A 16,655-nucleotide genomic window follows, 5' to 3' on the forward strand; every position below is an offset into this window, starting at 1 on the left:
GTTTATCGTTGTGCTATTGGCATAACTGCACGTGGTGATTCACCGATATAATCGGCACTTGGACGGATAATTCGATTATTGGCGCGCTGTTCCATCACATGCGCAGCCCAGCCTGTTACTCTTGAACAGACAAATATCGGGGTAAATAGATGGGTCGGAATCCCCATAAAGTGATAGGCACTGGCATGGAAGAAATCAGCATTACAAAATAGTTTTTTCTCGCGCCACATGACGGCTTCACAGACTTCCGATACGCGATATAAACGGTCATCACCATATTCACCTGCTAACTCTTTTGACCATTTTTTGATGATGGCATTACGTGGATCTGACTCGCTATAAATGGCATGACCAAAGCCCATAATCTTGTCTTTACGCGCAAGCATATTCATGATGGTTTGCTCTGCGTGTTGTTCATCAGCTAGAGGCTCAATTAATGCCATTGCTGCTTCATTGGCACCGCCATGCAATGGACCACGTAGCGAGCCAATTGCACCTGTAATACAAGAATGCATATCCGATAGGGTGGATGCACAAACTCTGGCAGTGAAGGTTGAGGCATTAAATTCATGTTCAGCGTAGAGAATTAACGACACATCCATCACTTTTGTGTGTAATGCTGAAGGCTTTTTACCATGTAATAGATGCAGGAAGTGTGCGCCTATTTGCTCGTCATCGGTAACGGTATTGATACGTACACCATGATGACTAAAGCGATACCAATAACAGATAATAGATGGGAAGGCGGCAAGTAAACGATTACTGATCAGCTGTTGTTGATTAAAGTCTTGTTCAGGTTCTAAATTACCGAGCATTGAACAACCTGTACGCATCACATCCATTGGATGAGCATTAGCAGGTATACGCTCTAATACTTCTTTAAGTGCTTGTGGTAAATCACGCATCGATTTTAATAATTGGCGGTAATCGATAAGTTGTTGTTGATTAGGAAGCTCGCCATAAAAAATAAGATAAGCCACTTCTTCAAAAGTTGCATTGTTACTTAGGTCTTCAATATCGTAGCCTCGATAGGTGAGACCTGAGCCAGAAACGCCAACGGTACAAAGTGCTGTAGTTCCTGCACTTTGCCCTCTGAGTCCTGCACCCGCTAATGTTTTATCTACCATTGTTATTCCCTTATTTTGTTGTTCGCTGCTTAGTCACAAGCAATCAGTAACTACAAGGCGTCATCCTTTACTGACACGGCTATAAAGCTTATTTATCTTGCTCGAATAGTTGATCTAGTTTTTGCTCAAAATCGTGATAACCCAGTGTTTGATATAGCTCATCACGGCTTTGCATTATGGGCAGTACATCGCGCTGATGGCCGCTTTGAATAATGGCATTCATCACTCTTAATGCAGCTTGGTTAGCTGCTCTAAAACTGCTGAGTGGATACAGCACCATATCAACACCAACATCAGCAAGCTGTTGTTTATTAAATAGTTCGGTTTTGCCAAACTCAGTCATATTGGCGAGAATCGGGGCGTTAACCTGCGCTTTAAACTGTTCGTATTGTGGTAATTCAGTGAGGGCTTCTGCGAAAATCATATCGGCTCCTGCTGCAATATAAGCATTAGCCCTATCGATGCCTGCTTGTAATCCTTCACCAGCGACTGCATCTGTACGAGCCATAATGACAAAGTTTTCGTCAGTACGAGCATCCACTGCGGCTTTAATTCTATCGACCATTTCTGCACTGCTAACAATGGCTTTATTGGGGCGATGACCACAACGTTTTTGAGCTACTTGATCTTCAATGTGCACCGCTGCTACACCGGCTTTTTCAAACTCTTTGATGGTACGGGCAATATTGAATGCACCGCCCCAGCCTGTATCTATATCGACAAGTAAGGGTAACTTGCTAGCGGAGGTAATACGGCTTGCATCAATAAGAACATCACTCATTGAGGTCATGCCTAAATCGGGTAATCCATATGAAGCGTTGGCAACGCCAGCGCCTGAGAGATAAAGTGCTTGAAAACCAGCTTGTTCAGCCATCAATGCAAAATAGGCATTGGTCGTGCCCATTATTTGTAGTGGATGATGTTGTTTTACTGCTTGTCTAAATGCATATCCGGCACTGTGGTTCATAAATATATTCCTTATAACTGTGCTGAGGTAAATGGTTCTATCTGCTGTAGGCGCAGTACGGCTTTCTGGCGGCCACGTTCAATGTGTCGCCGCATTAATAGCCCTGCTAGTTCTCCATCTGCATTGGCAATGGCGGTATAAATTTGTTGATGCTCAGCAATAGCTTGAGTCGGTTTGATACCGCTAGAACATTGGTATCGGTACATGCGTAATAGGTGATACAAACCATCAATTAACGTCCGTCGTAGATGCTGATTGCCGCTGGCATGGATGATTTGATAGTGGAAATCGATATCACCTTGCTGCTGAAAATCGAAGTCATCATTTTGTAAGGCGTGTTGTTGGTATTGAATGAGGGTGGCTAATTGCTGTAATTGTTGAGCGCTAATATGGATTGCAGCAAGTTCGCAAGCCATGCTTTCTAATGTACTGCGTAGCGCATATAGCTCATTCAGTTCATTTACGGTCAGTCTTGCAATACGAGCACCCACATGGGGAGCACGAATAATCAGTAGTTGCCGCTCTAATGTGTGTAATGCTTCTCTTGCCGGACCGCGGCTGATGCCAAATTGCTTGGCAATTGCTTGTTCGTTAATTTTACTGCCAGCGGCTATTTCACCTTTAATAATACTATTTTGAAGTTGTACCAATACCTTATCTGCCAAGGTGAGGTGGCTTTCAGTTTGTTGTTGATGAGTCTGTTGCGAAAGAGACATAGCGCTATTAGTTGCCTGATTATTTATTAGTCAGGTTAGGGTTTGTTTAACATATTGTCAACAATCCCTTGAGCGAACTTTAAATCGAATTAAATCAATTATCGATTTATCTATCTGATTTATTAACTGTATTTGTTGATCTTAATTATATTGCTGAAATCTGGAAAGATAACGTAACACTTGTGATTGTTAACAATTATATGAAATGAAAAATGCGCTAAAAGCGCATTTTTGAGAGGGAATGGTGAGTTAACTAATGTTTGTTATAAACATTTGTTGTTGCATTATGTTGCTCAAGTAGTTGATGTATTAAATCATCTTTTTGTTGCCAAATATCATTGAGATTGCGCTGAAAGCTAGCGCGGTATTGGCCATCACTAAAATATTGATTACTATCAACTTGTGGTACTGGTAATGCCTCAATTCGAATAATGACTTTATTGACCTTGCCATGCATCACGCCTGATAAAACATCCTTTGGCGCATCAGGGTAGACAATGGTTAAGTTAAGTAATGCATCAAATTGCTCGCCCATTGCTGATAAGGCAAAGGCTATCCCGCCTGCTTTAGGTTTGAGTAAATAGCGATATGGTGAGTTTTGTCTGGCCTGTTTATCGATGGTAAAACGACTGCCTTCCACATAGTTAATAATGGATGTTGGAATGGTCTTAAATTTCTCACATGATCGCCGAGTCGTTTGTAAATCTTTACCTTTCAATTTTGGATTTTTACGAAGTTTTTCAGGGCTTGTTCGGTTCATAAAGGGCATATCGAGTGCCCAGCAGCCTAATCCCATAATTGGCACATAGAGCAATTCTTTTTTGAGAAAGAATTTAAGCATTGGGATATGGTTACGTAAAATATAGGTTTGTGCCGCAATATCAAAACCACTCAGGTGATTACTAATCAGTAAATACCAGCCTTGTTTATGTAGGTGATCGAGTCCTTCTATATCCCACTCTATATCTGCAATTAGCCATAAAATCCCACCATTACAGCTTGCCCATGCCCACATAAAGCGATTCATTATCCCTGTGATTGCTGAGCGTAATGAGGCTATTGGAATAAAGATTTTAACTATGCCACCAACGCAGATCAGTGAGCCCCAAACTAATGTATTGATGATTAATAAGGTTAGGCTAATAGCATATAAAAACGAGCCGGGAAGAAAACTAAGCATTAACCACTATTCCTTTGCTTGCTTTGCATATTGTTGATGATATTTTTCAAGCTGTGCGTCTTTTTGCTGCCAAATATCATTTAATTGATGTTGAAAGTGCTGTTTAAACTCTCTATTAGACAGGTAATCACCTTTCATATCGTCACCAATGTCAGAGACTTTGACATGTACGTTAACCTGTTTTACTTGGCCACTTATAAATTGCCAGTAACTCGGTGTTTTTTCAGGGTAATAGATGGTTACATCAACTAATTTATTAATGTTCTCCCCTAATGCTGATAAGGCAAAAGCCATTCCTCCCGCTTTAGGCTTGAGTAAATGCTTAAATTGAGACTGTTGTTTGCTATGTTTGGCTTGGGTGAAGCGTGTGCCTTCAACAAAGTTCATAACGCTTACAGGCTTTGACTTAAATTTCTGACAAGCTTTGCGGGTTATTTCAATATCTTTCCCTTTCAATTTTGGGTTCTTTTTAATTTTTGCTGCGCTATAGCGACGCATAAAAGGAAAGTCGAGTGCCCACCATGCCAGTCCCATTACTGGTACGTAAATTAACTCTTGTTTTAAAAAGAATTTGAGGAAGGGAATATTGCGGTTAAAAATACGCTGCAAAATTAAGATATCAACCCACGACTGATGGTTAGCGATGACCATATACCAATCGTTAATATCTGATGGGATATCACCTTCAATAATCACATTGGTCGGATGCAGAATACTGGCAATAATGTCATTGCCTGTGATCCAAGCGCTAGCAAAAAAATGTAGCAAATGAGTACAAAGCTTACGCCATATTTTTATCGGTAATAATTTAAGTAAACCGAAAATAAATACGGGTGTGACCCAAAGCAAAGTGTTTATTACGATTAAGCTGAATGCAATACAACCTTTGATCAGTGTTAACAACTGGCCCATCTATGTCTCCGAAAAAATTTGGTCGTTTATGTTACTCGGTGTTGGCTTGTCGCTCAATGTAAAGGCTGAGATATTAATTACTAATAAGTTATTTTAGCCATATTTTTGCTGACTATGTTGTGATTTGTTGTGGTTAGTGTTGCATCTTTTGTTGGTTAATATTGTTGTAGCTGTTTCAAGAGTTTATCCATCGCTCGATAACCTAAAGCTTGCGCAATATGGGGACGAGTGACTTGGGATGAATCTTGTAAATCCGCAATCGTTCTTGCTACTCGTTGGATGCGGTGGAAACTTCGAATTGATAACCCTAATTTTTCGACGCTGTTTTCTAGAAACTGGATATCGACCTGTTTAAAACCGCTATGTTGTTGTAGCTGTTTGCCTGACAATTGACTATTTAAATGTCCTTGGCGGCTTAATTGTCTATCAATGGCGGCTTGTACTCTAGTGGCCACTTGAGCACTGGTTTCCGTGGCTTGGTGAGCGGTATTACTTAAACTTCCACTGGGTAATCTTGGTACATCTATGGTGAGATCAAATCGGTCTAAAAATGGCCCTGATAATTTAGATAAATAACGAAGAATTTGATCTGGGCTGCTACGGCTATTCGCGTCAGCCGAGCCGCAGGGGCTAGGATTCATTGCGGCAATTAATTGGAAGTTACTAGCAAAAGTAAGTTTAGCGGCGGCTCTTGATATCACGACTTCGCCTGTTTCCATCGGTTCTCGTAGGCAATCGAGTACCTTTCTTGGAAACTCTGCTATCTCATCTAAAAATAACACTCCTTTATGGGCTAATGATATTTCTCCTGGTTTGGGAATACTGCCGCCTCCGACCAGTGAAATTGCCGAACTCGTATGGTGTGGACTGCGAAAAGGGCGGCGATAGAAATCTTTTAATGGGACTTCTTGGCCTGAGACTGAATATAAGGCGGCAACCTCAAGGGCTTCGTCATAATCCATTTTGGGTAATAGATCGATAATACGACTTGCCAGCATAGTTTTGCCTGTACCTGGCGGACCGATCAATAACAAATTATGGTTGCCAGCAGCAGCTATTTCTAGTGCTTGTTTGGCCTGATATTGGCCGATGATGTCACTTAGGCAGACAGTATTGGGTTCATCTTCAACCGTTACCCACGTAAGCCCTTGGCTTATTTCTGGAAGTGATTGCTGACCGTGCAAATGTGCTGCTAATTGTTGTAAGTGGTTGGCTAAAAATACCTTATCAAATCCGACTAATTCTGCCTGCGGGCGATTATCAAGTGGGATAACAATCGCTTGGTTTTGTTGTCGTGCACTGATGATGGCAGGCAAAATTGCTTGGCAGGGGCGGATATGACCTGATAATGCCAGCTCTCCGGTAAATTCATATTGCTGAATTGATGCTAATGGAATTTGGTTTGAGGCCGCTAAAATACCTACGGCAATGGGTAAATCGTAACGTCCCCCTTGTTTTGGTAAATCTGCAGGAGCAAGGTTGACGGTAATACGGCACATGGGGAATTCAAAGCCTGCATTTATTAAGGCGCTGCGGACTCGTTCTTTGGCTTCTTTTACTGATGTTTCTGGTAAGCCAACTAAGTTGAATGAAGGTAATCCTTTGCTTAAGTGAACCTCGACGCTAACTATCGGTGCATCTACACCATTGCATGCCCTTGTTGTGACTGCTGCTATCGCCATTTAAGCCTCACTTTACATAAGTTTATTTTTTAAGCTAAATAAAAGTTTAGCAGAGTAAAATATGAAATAGGGGACTTGAAAGCTGTAGTAAAATTAATCTTAATAAAAAATTCAGTATAAATTGTCTACAAAGAGGTATAATAGGTAAGATTGTCTTAATGCCATCCTACTTTTGGTTGTGCTAGTAGTTGCATTCTTATCGTTCGAATATACGAATGCAACTAGCCACTAGCTCGCGTCAGATTTTTATAATACTCCCGCTCGCGTGTTGGCTTAAGGCATGCAGTTTTAATAGATTATTTCTGTGTAACGTCTAAGGTGACAAATGAATTTCGTCGAAAACATCATGATCATATTATGTTTGATCGGCACAAGTTGTTTTTTCTCTATGTCTGAGATTGCATTAGCAGCATCAAGAAAAATTAAATTGCGCCAGCAAGCAGACGACGGTGATCATCGGGCTCTAAAAGTACTGCAACTACAAGAGTCTCCAGGTAACTTTTTTACCATTGTACAAATCGGTCTAAACGGTGTAGCATCATGGGTGGTATTGTGGGTGAATCTGCATTTACACCATTCTTTAGATCAATATTAGAGGGCGTAATCCTGATGATTGGTTAGTACAAACTAGCTTTACACTATCGTTTGTTATGGTAACCAGCTTATTTATTTTATTGGCTGACTTAATTCCAAAACGTATTGCTATGATTATGCCTGAACGTATTGCGACAACCTTTGTTGTGCCAATCATGTTCTGTATTACCATCTTAAAGCCATTTGTTTGGTTCTTTAATATGTTGGCTAATTTCATCATTAAAGTACTGCGTATTCCTACAGTACGTAATGACGCCATTACTTCTGAAGATATTTACGCCATTATGGATGCTGGTGCTGCTGCAGGTGTGTTACATCAAGGCGAGCATGAGATGATGGAAAGCGTGTTTGAAATGCAAACAGTCTGTATTACTTCAGCGATGACACCACGTGAAAATCTCGTCTATTTCTTGCTAACTGATAGCGATGAAGATGTTAAGCGTAAGGTTGCAGAAACTCCTCATACCAAGTTTTTAGTATGTGATGAAAACTTAGATAATATTAAAGGTTATATCGACGCCAAACAGTTGCTGATCCGAGTTATAAATGGTGAAGAGATTAGCTTAACGGATATGACGTTGGTGCGTGCTTGTCCAATTTTACCTGATACTTTGAATCTATCAGAATCGATGGAATACTTTAAGAATAACCGTGCTGATTTTGCGGTAGTCATGAATGAGTATGCCTTGGTATTGGGTATTGTGACCGTTGACGATCTGCAAAGTGCAGTGATGGGCGCATGGGTTATCCATGAAAGCGAAGAGCAGATTATCGCAAGAGATGAAGACTCATGGTTGGTTGATGGTGTTACACCTATTACTGACGTGATGCGTGCTTTTGATATTGATGAATTTCCGCATAATCAAAATTATGAAACCATTGCCGGTTTTATGATGTTTATGCTACGTAAAATTCCAAAGCGCTGCGACTTCGTTAAATTTGCAGGTTACAAGTTTGAAGTGGTTGATATTGATGCCTATAAGGTCGATCAATTACTGGTAACTAAATTGAAAGAAAAACCGTTAATCCCGGTCGAACAGCAGTTAGAACAATAATATGAGGAAGCGCCGTAAGGCGCTTTTTTATTTATAGTAACGCGAAAAAGGCATTAATTACCGCTTCATTTAATCGGTTCTTCTTACAGCAACAACCTAACTCAAACGGGGCGATGCTGATTGGAGAATCGATGACTTGTACCCTCTCTTTTACTGGACTGTTGTTAATAACTGCATCAGGACTAATGGCAATACCACATCCCAAGGCAACCATAGATACGATCGCTTCATGTCCAGCAACATTGGCATAAATATTTGGCTTAATATCAAGTGCTTGAAACCACTGTTTGGCTCTTGTTCGACCTAATCCCCGCTCTGGCAAAATAAAGGGCAAAGATTGCCAATCAATACTGTTTTTCTCCACTAACTGCTGGCTGACACAGTGTACTCGTGGCGCAATAATTTGCATTGCGACGTTATCAATTTGAGTAAAATGCAGTTGCTGCGGGAATTTATCATCCAATGCCGCAATGGCAATATCTGCTTGTTGCTGTTTAACGCTATCTGCAGCATAGGCCGCATCACCTGTGGTTAAGCTAATTTCAACTAAAGGGTGATGATGTCTAAATTTATCCAGCAGATGAGGTAAGTGACTATAAGCTGCGGTGACCGAACAGAACAGATGCAAGCTACCGCTGAGTTGTTGGCTATTGTCGAGCTGTTGTTTTAATTGGTGCCAGTTCGTTAAGGTTTGTTGTGCAAATTGACGATAGTTTTTACCTGCCGAAGTGAGGCTGACATGGCGGTTATCACGTTGTAATAACTGCGATCCGACCTCTTGTTCTAACCTAAATAAAGCGCGGCTCAACGTGGATGGACTGACATGCATTTGCTGCGCTGTTTGACCAAAATGCAGACTGTCACAGAGGTGTAAGTAGAGTTCTAACGTGCGTATATCCATATTTTGCCATCACTTTAGTTTGTTGCGTTTTACGCAACGTTATATGTCGAATATATCATTTTAAGCAATTTAAAAGCTAGGTTATAGTTTTGTTAATGCTTATGGCGGAATTGCAATTTAGAGGGGTAGAACAGCATGGCAAATTATTTTAATTCGTTACCATTACGACAGCAGTTAGCGCAATTAGGCCAGTGTCGTTTTATGCAGGCAAGTGAGTTTAGCCAAGGCTGCGATTATCTGAAAGATTGGAATATTGTCATTTTAGGTTGTGGTGCGCAGGGACTTAATCAAGGTCTTAATATGCGTGACTCCGGACTGAATATAGCTTTTGCATTACGCCAACAAGCGATTGATGAAAAGCGTGACTCATGGCAAAGAGCGACAGCGAATGGCTTTAGTGTTGGTAGTTTTGAACAATTAATCCCAGCCGCTGATTTAGTGCTGAATCTAACGCCTGACAAACAGCATACTAATGTAGTTAATACAGTGATGCCGTTGATGAAGCAGGGTGCAACGCTGTCATATTCCCATGGGTTTAATATTGTAGAAGAAGGCATGCAAGTCAGATCCGATATCACGGTTATTATGGTTGCTCCTAAGTGTCCGGGTACTGAAGTGCGAGAAGAATATAAGCGTGGTTTTGGGGTGCCAACACTGATTGCCGTTCATCCTGAAAACGATCCAAATGGTGATGGCTTTGACATTGCGAAAGCCTACGCGAGTGCTACTGGTGGTGACCGTGCTGGCGTGTTGCATTCTTCATTTATTGCAGAGGTAAAGTCCGATTTAATGGGCGAGCAAACTATTTTATGTGGCATGTTACAGACAGGGGCGATATTGGGGTATGACAAACTGGTTGCTGATGGTGTTGAAGCAGGTTATGCCGCAAAACTTATTCAGCAAGGCACTGAAACTATCACCGAAGCATTAAAACACGGTGGTATTACCAATATGATGGATAGATTATCTAATCCAGCCAAAATTAAAGCGTTTGAGCTATCTGAACAACTTAAAGTAATACTTGCGCCATTATTTGAAAAACATATGGATGACATTATCAGTGGCGAATTTTCGCGAGTGATGATGCAGGACTGGGCTAATGATGATATTAATCTGCTGACTTGGCGTGAGCAGACTAACCAAACGCCTTTTGAAAATGCCCCCTACAGTGACGAGGTCATTGCAGAGCAAACCTATTTTGATCAATGTATATTTATTGTCGCAATGATTAAAGCAGGCGTTGAATTAGCATTTGATACCATGGTTGCCGCAGGCATTATTGAAGAGTCTGCCTATTATGAGTCGTTACATGAAACACCATTAATTGCCAATACGATAGCTCGTAAACGCCTTTATGAAATGAACGTTGTTATCTCTGATACTGCCGAGTATGGCTGTTATCTATTTAATCATGCTGCACTACCACTACTACGTGATTTTGTTAATCAGTTACCAGCAACGTTACTCGGTCAAGGTTGTGAACAATTAGGTAATGGCGTCGATAACCAACGCTTGATTGAGGTCAATGATGCTATTCGTCATACCAAGGTAGAGCTTGTTGGAGCAAAGCTTCGAGGCTATATGACACAAATGCAACAGATAGCCGCATCGTAATTGTAAAATAATTGATTTTTATAGTTGCCTAAAACGTAGTCGATATGTTACTTCTAAATACGACACTAACAATAATTAAATATTATCGATATTGTATAAGGATTCTACGAGTTTATGTTAACACTTTGCCGTCAACTCATTATTGAGATTATTACCTTGGTGATTATTAAATCACCGTGGGGGCTAAGTGTATGGCGACACAACTAATGTAATCGCAATATTGAAACCTAACCCTCGCTCTGCAAAGAACGAGGGTTTTTTTATTTTACGGCAATCACAAAGCAACTGAAGTAGGTAGGCATTATGGTTCAAGCACAACAAATAAGAGGCGCAGATGCAGTTATTAAAGTATTAAGTGCGCATGGTGTAACAAGTGTTTTTGGTTATCCTGGTGGTGCCATTATGCCAATTTATGATGCCTTGTATGATAGTGAAATGGAGCATTTACTCAGTCGACATGAGCAAGGAGCAGGTTTTGCAGCAGTCGGTTATGCTCGCTCAACAGGGAAAACAGGTGTTTGCTTTGCAACATCAGGTCCTGGGGCAACGAATCTAATTACCGCATTGGCTGATGCGATGTTGGACTCCGTCCCAATCGTTGCGATTACGGGGCAGGTTTCTAGTGCCGTTATTGGTACCGATGCATTCCAAGAGATGGATGTGTTAGGTATGTCACTTAGCTGCACCAAACACAGCTTTATGGTGACAGATATTGAACAGTTAATTCCGACCCTTTATCAACCTTTGTCATTGCCTCTTCTGGTCGCCCCGGCCCAGTTTTAGTTGATATACCGAAAGACATTCAGTTGGCCGCATTAACGTATAAAGTGCCTATGACCACCAGTGTAGCTGAAACAACGCCTGATGATGCAATGTTAGCCGATGCCATGCAATTACTTAAACTAGCCAATAAACCCATGCTGTATATCGGTGGTGGTGTTGGCATGGCTGGAGCAGTGGCGCAGTTACGTGAGTTTATGGCGGTCACCGGTATTCCATCTGTGGTGACATTAAAAGGAATTGGTAGTGTTGCACCTAATGATCCCCATTACTTAGGCATGTTAGGTATGCATGGTGGTAAAGCCGCTAATATAGCGGTGCAAGAGTGCGATTTACTTATTGCTGTAGGGGCTAGGTTTGATGACCGGGTCACTGGGCGCTTAGCCAGTTTTGCTGAAAACGCACGGGTGATTCATCTGGATATTGATCAGGCTGAATTAGGTAAGTTGCGTCAGCCTCATGTATCGATTGCTGCTGATTTATGCCAAGTTTTACCTGCGTTAGCACAGCCGTTAGAAATAACATCATGGCAGCAATATATCGAGAGTTTAAAGGAACAATATCGACAGCAGTATCAGCATGCAGGCGAGCTGATTTATGCGCCAACCATGTTAAGGCGATTAGCCGATAAATTACCTGAAGATAGTGTGGTGTGTTGTGATGTTGGTCAGCATCAAATGTGGGTCGCACAACATATGTGGTTTCGGCAGCCAGAAGATCACCTTTCCAGTGCAGGTTTAGGCACTATGGGATTTGGGCTGCCAGCAGCAATTGGTGCGCAAATGGCAAGGCCAGATTCGTTAGTGGTTACTGTCTCTGGTGATGGTTCTTTTATGATGAATGTACAAGAGCTTGCTACTATAAAACGTCGACAGCTTCCCGTAAAAATTCTACTGATAGACAATCAAAAACTAGGCATGGTTAAACAGTGGCAGCAACTCTTTTTTGAGCAACGTTACAGTGAAACCGATCTGTCTGATAACCCTGACTTTGTCACGCTAGCCAGTGCCTTTAGCATTCCCGGCCGTACCATCAGCCAAGCACAAGACGTAGAGTCAGGTCTTGATGATTTACTAAATGCGACAGGGGCTTACCTATTACATGTGCAGATTAATGATCACGTTAATGTATGGCCATTGGTACCTCCCGGTGCTTCAAATAGCGAAATGATGGATGAAATGGAGAAGCAAACATGAAACATCAAATAGAACTGATCTTAAATTCATCTCCTGAAGTGCTTGAGCGTGTATTACGGGTGGTGCGTCATCGTGGTTTTACCGTAGCAACCATGAATGTTGAACAGCAAGCCAGTCGAGATACATTACTTAATATGGTCGTACAAAGTGAGCGAGCAGTACCATTATTGGTTAACCAATTAACTAAGTTGATCGATGTGAAAACGTGTCAGGTTTTATAAGTATATGAGTTTATAAATAGTGCGGTAATTATTGCAAGATTAAGGATGAATAACATGGCAAAACTACGATCAGCTACCAGTACTCAAGGCCGTAATATGGCTGGCGCACGAGCATTATGGCGTGCTACAGGTGTGAAAGACCAAGATTTTGGTAAGCCTATTATTGCGATTGCTAATTCCTTTACCCAGTTTGTTCCGGGTCATGTGCATTTAAAAGATATGGGCGCCTTAGTTGCATCTGCAATTGAAGAGGTGGGTGGAATTGCAAAAGAGTTTAATACCATTGCAGTTGATGATGGTATTGCCATGGGCCATAGCGGTATGTTGTATAGCTTGCCGTCGCGAGAATTGATAGCCGATAGTGTGGAGTATATGGTGAGTGCTCACTGCGCCGATGCTTTAGTCTGTATTTCTAATTGCGATAAAATTACTCCGGGTATGTTGATGGCTGCATTAAGACTAAATATCCCAGTGGTATTTGTGTCCGGTGGACCAATGGAAGCGGGTAAGACTAAGCTTTCTGATAAGCTGATTAAGCTAGATTTGGTCGATGCTATGGTTGCCGCTGCCGATGAGCGAATTTCCGATGCAGACAGTGAACAGATTGAACGAAGTGCTTGTCCGACGTGTGGCTCATGTTCGGGTATGTTTACGGCTAATTCAATGAACTGTTTAACAGAAGCGCTAGGGTTATCGCTACCAGGGAATGGGTCATTACTTGCAACTCATGCTGATAGACGTGAACTGTTTTTAGAAGCGGGCAGGCAAGTGATGGCACTTGCTAAACGATATTATTTTGATGATGACGTTACTGCATTACCGCGTAATATCGCCACTAGACAAGCATTTGAAAATGCCATGGTGCTTGATATAGCTATGGGGGGATCGAGTAACACAGTGCTACACCTATTGGCTGCGGCGCAAGAAGCTGAAGTCGATTTCGATATGAGCGATATTGATCGATTATCGCGACAAGTCCCACATTTATGTAAAGTCGCACCCGCAACGCCTAAGTATCATATGGAAGATGTACATCGAGCTGGTGGCGTAATGGCTATATTAGGTGAGTTAGCGCGTGCTAACTTACTTGATACCCGTGTTAATCATGTCGCAGGCAAAAATCTTGCTGATGTACTGAGCCGATTTGATTTAATCCAAACCCAAGATGAACAAGTTCATCAATTCTATGCTGCAGGACCTGCGGGTATTCCAACTACACAAGCATTTAGTCAAGATTGCCGCTGGGATAGCGTTGATATCGATCGGCAGCAAGGTTGTATTCGCAGTAAAGAGTATGCATTCAGTCAAGAAGGTGGCTTGGCCGTATTAAGTGGTAATCTTGCACCACAAGGTTGCATTGTTAAAACCGCAGGTGTTGATCCGTCCAATTTAGTTTTTACTGGTCGTGCCAAAGTGTATGAAAGCCAAGATGATGCCGTTACTGCAATTTTGGCGGGAGATATTATTGAGGGCGATGTGGTGGTCATTCGCTACGAAGGCCCTAAAGGTGGGCCAGGTATGCAAGAAATGCTGTATCCCACCAGTTATTTAAAATCCAAAGGGCTAGGAACCAAGTGTGCATTAATTACCGATGGTCGTTTTTCGGGGGGAACCTCAGGTCTATCAATTGGCCATATCTCACCAGAAGCAGCATCCGGTGGCACCATTGCCTTAATTGAAGATGGTGACACTATCGCAATTGATATTCCAAATCGAATCATTGAACTAAACGTGAGTGAGCAAACACTTGCGCAACGCCGACAAACGATGCAAAACAAGGGCAAACAAGCATGGCGTCCAGTTAACCGAGAACGTCATGTTTCTGTCGCATTGAAAGCTTATGCGATGTTAGCGACGAGCGCAGATAAAGGTGCTGTTCGTAATAAAGCATTATTGGGAGACTAGCATGTCAGTATCACTCGCACAGCTTTCACTTGCGCATTACTATTTACAGAAGACGTTATTGGCTAATGTTTATCAAGTGGCTAAAGTGACGCCTTTAACGCCGCTAAAAAAACTGTCAGCTCGATTAAATAGCCAAATTTTATTAAAGCGTGAAGATTTACAACCAGTACACTCGTTTAAACTACGTGGTGCCTACAATAGGATAGTGAATTTAAGTGCGGAACAAAGAGCATGTGGCGTAGTATGTGCTTCCGCAGGAAATCATGCACAAGGTGTTGCACTCTCTGCAAATAAACTCGGAATAAATGCCCTTATCGTAATGCCTGTAACCACACCAGAGATAAAAGTCGATGCCGTGAGACGTTTTGGTGCCGAGGTTAAGTTAATTGGTCAATCGTTTGATGAAGCAAACCATTATGCTAAGCAACAAGCAGAAGAATATGGCCGTGTATACATTGCTCCTTTTGATGATGAAGATGTTATAGCTGGGCAAGGTACTATTGCGCAAGAGTTACTACAACAACAGCAAGACCTTGATGCAATCTACGTTCCTGTCGGTGGCGGAGGGTTGGCCGCTGGAGTGGCCGCTTACTATAAGGCCGTCATGCCACATGTTAAAATTATTGCAGTTGAACCGGAAGACTCGGCTTGTTTAAAAGCTGCGATAGCCGCGGGTCATCCAGTTGACTTAGCTCAGGTAGGTTTGTTTGCCGATGGTGTTGCGGTAAAACGGATTGGTGAGAAAACCTTTAAAGTGGCGCAGCTATATATAGATGATGTGATCACTGTTAGTTCTGATGAAATATGCACGGCAGTGAAAGATATCTTCGAAGATACGCGAGCAATTGCTGAGCCATCAGGAGCATTAGCGTTAGCAGGCTTAAAGAAGAATAGATCGGCTCATGCCGATAATGAAAAATTAGCAGCGATATTAAGTGGTGCTAATGTCAATTTTCATAGTTTACGTTATATGTCAGAGCGCTGTGAGCTAGGCGAACAAAAAGAAGCTGTACTGGCGGTTAAAATTCCTGAGCAGCCAGGTAGCTTCTTACGTTTTAGTCAGTTGCTTGGTAGTAAAGGTATTACTGAATTCAATTATCGCTTTAGTGGGCGGCAGCAAGCTGTGGTATTTGCTGGTATTCGAGTTAATGGCATTGATGATGTAAAGCAACTAACGCAAACACTAATAGATGCTGATTTTGATGTGGAAGATCTGTCTCATGATGAAACGGCAAAATTGCATGTACGCTATATGGTAGGAGGTAAACCTTCAACAGTGATTAATGAGCGTATATTTAGTTTTGAATTTCCAGAACATCCAGGCGCATTATTACAATTCTTAATGACGTTAAAAAGCCGTTGGAATATTAGTTTGTTTCATTATCGAAATCATGGCGCGGCTTATGGCAAAGTCTTAGTGGGTTTTGAAGTAAAAGCCGAGGATGATGAACAATTACATCGCTTATTTGATCAATTGGGCTTTGTTTATCATGAAGAAACTCAAAGTCGGGCTTACCAATTATTTTTACAATCATAGAGTTGATTGATTTTAATACAAAATATGACGAATTCTGTGGATAACTTGTGGTTAATAAGTGGTTAAGCTGAGTGTAAAAAATAATTGCCAGTTTTTGTTAAAAAGCGCTTGCGCTATCTGAGTTAGCCCCTATAATGCGACCCCACTGACACGGCAAACTGCGCTGTAAGGCAAGTTTGTAGAGTGTAAGCGGTTACTCACTGAAGCGTAGTTTGATTGATAAATCATCACTCAAACATAATGCGAAAATTAAGTGTTGACGGCGACT

The 16,655-nt window shown here is 41.7% G+C and carries 11 protein-coding genes and 2 pseudogenes; 6 read left to right on the forward strand and 7 right to left on the reverse strand.

Going from position 1 to position 16,655, the window contains the following annotated elements:
• Positions 1–2: 2 nt before the first annotated feature.
• The 6 genes from prpC to JCM15074_RS11035 form a co-directional block, all read right to left on the reverse strand.
• On the reverse strand, positions 3–1,127 hold the full coding sequence (gene prpC, locus JCM15074_RS11010; protein WP_025821256.1) for a bifunctional 2-methylcitrate synthase/citrate synthase: 1,125 nt from the start codon (positions 1,125–1,127) through the stop codon (positions 3–5).
• A gap of 88 nt (positions 1,128–1,215) precedes the next feature.
• Positions 1,216–2,094 carry a methylisocitrate lyase gene (prpB, locus tag JCM15074_RS11015; protein WP_025821257.1) on the reverse strand — a complete coding sequence of 293 codons (879 nt, stop codon included), beginning with the start codon at positions 2,092–2,094 and terminating at the stop codon, positions 1,216–1,218.
• An 11-nt stretch (positions 2,095–2,105) separates the two neighbouring features.
• Positions 2,106–2,810 (reverse strand): GntR family transcriptional regulator, encoded by a 705-nt coding sequence (locus JCM15074_RS11020; protein ID WP_025821258.1) that lies wholly within the window; start codon positions 2,808–2,810, stop codon positions 2,106–2,108.
• 253 nt (positions 2,811–3,063) lie between these two features.
• On the reverse strand, positions 3,064–3,990 hold the full coding sequence (yihG, locus tag JCM15074_RS11025; protein WP_025821259.1) for a 1-acylglycerol-3-phosphate O-acyltransferase, YihG family: 927 nt from the start codon (positions 3,988–3,990) through the stop codon (positions 3,064–3,066).
• Positions 3,991–3,996: 6 nt separating this feature from the next.
• Positions 3,997–4,902, reverse strand: a complete 906-nt coding sequence (gene yihG, locus JCM15074_RS11030) for a 1-acylglycerol-3-phosphate O-acyltransferase, YihG family (RefSeq protein ID WP_025821260.1) — start codon at positions 4,900–4,902, stop codon at positions 3,997–3,999.
• A gap of 155 nt (positions 4,903–5,057) precedes the next feature.
• Positions 5,058–6,584, reverse strand: coding sequence for a YifB family Mg chelatase-like AAA ATPase (locus JCM15074_RS11035; RefSeq protein WP_025821261.1), 1,527 nt, complete (start codon positions 6,582–6,584; stop codon positions 5,058–5,060).
• 325 nt (positions 6,585–6,909) lie between these two features.
• Between JCM15074_RS11035 and paeA the strand changes: the two are divergent.
• Positions 6,910–8,233, forward strand: a pseudogene (paeA, locus tag JCM15074_RS25250) (polyamine export protein PaeA).
• Positions 8,234–8,264: 31 nt separating this feature from the next.
• Here paeA and ilvY read toward each other — a convergent pair.
• Positions 8,265–9,134, reverse strand: a complete 870-nt coding sequence (gene ilvY, locus JCM15074_RS11045) for an HTH-type transcriptional activator IlvY (protein WP_025821262.1) — start codon at positions 9,132–9,134, stop codon at positions 8,265–8,267.
• Between the two features lie 135 nt (positions 9,135–9,269).
• On the opposite strand from ilvY, the gene ilvC reads away from it, so the two are divergent.
• The 5 genes and pseudogenes from ilvC to ilvA all read left to right on the forward strand — a co-directional run bounded on the left by ilvC (position 9,270) and on the right by ilvA (position 16,387).
• Positions 9,270–10,748 carry a ketol-acid reductoisomerase gene (gene ilvC, locus JCM15074_RS11050; protein WP_025821263.1) on the forward strand — a complete coding sequence of 493 codons (1,479 nt, stop codon included), beginning with the start codon at positions 9,270–9,272 and terminating at the stop codon, positions 10,746–10,748.
• A 303-nt stretch (positions 10,749–11,051) separates the two neighbouring features.
• Positions 11,052–12,724, forward strand: a pseudogene (gene ilvG / locus JCM15074_RS21855) (acetolactate synthase 2 catalytic subunit).
• Positions 12,721–12,945, forward strand: a complete 225-nt coding sequence (gene ilvM, locus JCM15074_RS21860) for an acetolactate synthase 2 small subunit (RefSeq protein ID WP_037469603.1) — start codon at positions 12,721–12,723, stop codon at positions 12,943–12,945. The pseudogene ilvG and the gene ilvM overlap by 4 nt, the downstream one beginning before the upstream one ends.
• A 54-nt stretch (positions 12,946–12,999) precedes the next feature.
• Complete coding sequence (gene ilvD / locus JCM15074_RS11065; protein WP_025821264.1) at positions 13,000–14,850, forward strand: dihydroxy-acid dehydratase; 1,851 nt, start codon at positions 13,000–13,002, stop codon at positions 14,848–14,850.
• Between the two features lies 1 nt (position 14,851).
• On the forward strand, positions 14,852–16,387 hold the full coding sequence (ilvA, locus tag JCM15074_RS21865; protein WP_037469604.1) for a threonine ammonia-lyase, biosynthetic: 1,536 nt from the start codon (positions 14,852–14,854) through the stop codon (positions 16,385–16,387).
• Positions 16,388–16,655 lie beyond the last annotated feature (268 nt).

It is taken from the genome of Shewanella marina JCM 15074 (genome assembly GCF_000614975.1).
GTDB classification, from domain to species: domain Bacteria; phylum Pseudomonadota; class Gammaproteobacteria; order Enterobacterales; family Shewanellaceae; genus Shewanella; species Shewanella marina.

What these genes read in the sequence shown, in the direction of transcription:
- JCM15074_RS11020 (WP_025821258.1), bottom strand. Translation starts at nt 2,810, where the DNA reads ATGTCTCTTTCGCAACAGACTCATCAACAACAAACTGAAAGCCACCTC.
- prpB (WP_025821257.1), bottom strand. Translation starts at nt 2,094, where the DNA reads ATGAACCACAGTGCCGGATATGCATTTAGACAAGCAGTAAAACAACAT.
- ilvM (WP_037469603.1), top strand. Translation starts at nt 12,721, where the DNA reads ATGAAACATCAAATAGAACTGATCTTAAATTCATCTCCTGAAGTGCTT.
- JCM15074_RS11035 (WP_025821261.1), bottom strand. Translation starts at nt 6,584, where the DNA reads ATGGCGATAGCAGCAGTCACAACAAGGGCATGCAATGGTGTAGATGCA.
- yihG (WP_025821259.1), bottom strand. Translation starts at nt 3,990, where the DNA reads ATGCTTAGTTTTCTTCCCGGCTCGTTTTTATATGCTATTAGCCTAACC.
- prpC (WP_025821256.1), bottom strand. Translation starts at nt 1,127, where the DNA reads ATGGTAGATAAAACATTAGCGGGTGCAGGACTCAGAGGGCAAAGTGCA.
- ilvA (WP_037469604.1), top strand. Translation starts at nt 14,852, where the DNA reads ATGTCAGTATCACTCGCACAGCTTTCACTTGCGCATTACTATTTACAG.
- ilvY (WP_025821262.1), bottom strand. Translation starts at nt 9,134, where the DNA reads ATGGATATACGCACGTTAGAACTCTACTTACACCTCTGTGACAGTCTG.
- ilvC (WP_025821263.1), top strand. Translation starts at nt 9,270, where the DNA reads ATGGCAAATTATTTTAATTCGTTACCATTACGACAGCAGTTAGCGCAA.
- yihG (WP_025821260.1), bottom strand. Translation starts at nt 4,902, where the DNA reads ATGGGCCAGTTGTTAACACTGATCAAAGGTTGTATTGCATTCAGCTTA.
- ilvD (WP_025821264.1), top strand. Translation starts at nt 13,000, where the DNA reads ATGGCAAAACTACGATCAGCTACCAGTACTCAAGGCCGTAATATGGCT.